Below are 2,093 nucleotides of genomic sequence, written 5' to 3'. Positions count from 1 at the left end.
TGCGCCAGGAGGCCGAGGGCGACATCCGCCGAATCGCCTGGGGGACTTCGAGAGGGAGCTGACGCGTCCGGAGAAGCACCTGGCGTGGTGCGCGACGCGGAAGCGCTTCCACTTCACCTTCGTGCACTGGCATCCGGACTCGCCCCGGCCGGAGGCGTTGGGCGGTCGGACACGTCCGTCGCCGCGGGAGGTGCTGGCGCACGGAGAGCGCGTGGGGAGCGCTGGCACCGGGAAGCGTGCGGGTGGGTGAGGAGCTCATCTGGGGAGAAAATCAATCCCATGGGCGGGTGCTCAGGACGGCGCTGACGGCGGGGGGGACGCCGGTGCCGAGGCGGGCGAATGCCTCCGCCCGCGGGGCCTTACGACGTCCTGGCTGAATCAGGCGCGACGTTGTGCAGCCCTGCTTTCACTCCGCTGCCGCGGGACTCCTTCCATGACGTCGCTCGTCAGGCCCTGCCCCGACTTCGCTGAAGGAGGTTGGCGCCGTGGCGCTGCGTGAAGTGTCTCCCAGAGATAATCCTTGAGCACCTGCACGCGTGGCGGCACGGGCTTTCCGGGCCGTGACACGAGGAAGAGCGGCGCGTCGCGGAAGGAGACCTCGGGCAGGAGGCGCACCAGCGAGCCCAGGGCCACGTCCTGCGCCGCGAGGAACGTGGGCAGGAGCGCCACGCCCCCACCCGCCCGCGCCAGCTCCGCCAGGAAGCCGAAGTCCGAGCACTCCACCGAGGCCGTCGGCGGAGGCCTTCCGCGCCCCGCGCCAAAAGGCCCGCGTCCCCGAGGCGGTGGCGGCCAGAGGCACTCATGGCGCGCGAGGTCCGGAAGCGCCGCGGGGCGGCCCCGGCGCTCCACGTAGCGCGGCGACGCGAAGAAGCCGGCTTCCAGGTCCATCAGCTTGCGCGCGACGAAGCTCCCAGCCCCCGGCTTCCCCACGCGCAGCGCCAGGTCCACGCCCTGGTCGAGCAGGTCCACCACCTCGTACGTCAGCACCGCGCGAACCCGCACCGTGGGATGGCGGACCCGGAAGCCCGCCAGCACGGGCGCCAGCAGCGCGCGGCCCACGTCTGGCGGCGCGGTGAGCGTCACCTCGCCCGTGGGAATGGCGGGCCCACCGGGTGCCCGCTCCACGGCGGCCTGAAGCCCGGAGAGCAGCGGCGCCACCTGACGCAGCAGCGCCTCGCCCTCGGGAGTCAGCCGCACCGAGCGCGTCGTGCGCGCCAGCAGCGTCGTGCCCAGCGCTTCCTCCAGCGACCGCAACGCACGGCTCACCCGCGACTTGTCCATCCCCAGCCTCCCGGCCGCCTTCGTGAAGCTCTGCGTCTGAGCAACCGCCTGGAAGACGGTGAGGTGGTTCAAGTCCATTGTTGCCAATCTACAACAGTGAGTTGAGAAGCCGGCGCATTGTTGTCAGAGCGCCTCCCGCGCAATCTCCGTGGTGAGCATTCCGCTCCCTCCACGAACGAGATGACGATGACGCTCCGGACTCCGATGATGTTGATGGTGCTCCTCACGCTGGCGGGCTGTGGTTCCTCGCGAGGGGGCCTGGTGCCCCTGGCGACCGGCCCCCAGCCGGAGCCCGTGCTCACCCTGGTCTGGGTGGGCCGGGGCGAGGCCGAGCGGCTGGAGGGCGGCACCTGGAAGCGCATCCCCGAGTTCGACTACGAGTTCACCGTGGAGCAGCGCCGGTACGCGAGCCACTGGGAGTCCGTGAAGAGCCTGCGCCGCCGCCACCCCGGCTATGACGGCAGCGCGGGTCCTCGCGAGCAGACGATGTTCTTCCGGCTGGACTACACCGCGCCCGACTCACAGGGCCGCGTCGCCAGCACCATCCGCTCCTCCCTGGGCGACGGTACCGGCCACGCAGACCCTGAGTTCCGTCAGGCCGCCATGGAGATGAAGCCCGACGTCAGCCGTTTCGCGCCCTTCAATCGCTACCGCATCTCCCAGGTGTACGCGTACGAGCGGGGCGCCCTGGAGGAAACCGTCGAGCTCCTCGACGGGGAGACGCCCTGGGTGCGCAACAGCGAGAAGGCCACCCTCTTCGCCCCCCACCAGTTCGCCAGCGCCCCCACCTCCGCGGCCCGGTAGCCCAAGCG

Annotated in this window: 3 protein-coding genes; 2 read left to right on the top strand and 1 reads right to left on the bottom strand. The window is 71.2% G+C overall.

From position 1 onward, the window contains the following. Positions 1-250 (top strand): hypothetical protein (locus HG543_RS54835; protein WP_211194806.1); only part of this gene is annotated, 250 nt, incomplete at its 5' end. 128 nt (positions 251-378) lie between these two features. Here the strand turns inward: HG543_RS54835 and HG543_RS53295 are convergent. Further along, complete coding sequence (locus tag HG543_RS53295) at positions 379-1,359, bottom strand: LysR family transcriptional regulator (RefSeq protein ID WP_169352625.1); 981 nt, start codon at positions 1,357-1,359, stop codon at positions 379-381. Between the two features lie 108 nt (positions 1,360-1,467). Between HG543_RS53295 and HG543_RS53290 the strand changes: the two genes are divergently transcribed. Then, positions 1,468-2,085, top strand: coding sequence for a hypothetical protein (locus HG543_RS53290; protein WP_169352624.1), 618 nt, complete (start codon positions 1,468-1,470; stop codon positions 2,083-2,085). Positions 2,086-2,093: the final 8 nt, after the last annotated feature.

Source organism: Pyxidicoccus fallax (assembly GCF_012933655.1).
Taxonomy (GTDB): Bacteria; Myxococcota; Myxococcia; order Myxococcales; family Myxococcaceae; genus Myxococcus; species Myxococcus fallax.
Note: the sequence above shows the minus strand (reverse complement) of the source record. Positions and strands in the feature narration are given on the sequence as shown.

Coding starts and splice junctions, on each gene's coding strand:
- HG543_RS53295 (WP_169352625.1), bottom strand. CDS start 1,359: ATGGACTTGAACCACCTCACCGTCTTCCAGGCGGTTGCTCAGACGCAG.
- HG543_RS53290 (WP_169352624.1), top strand. CDS start 1,468: ATGACGCTCCGGACTCCGATGATGTTGATGGTGCTCCTCACGCTGGCG.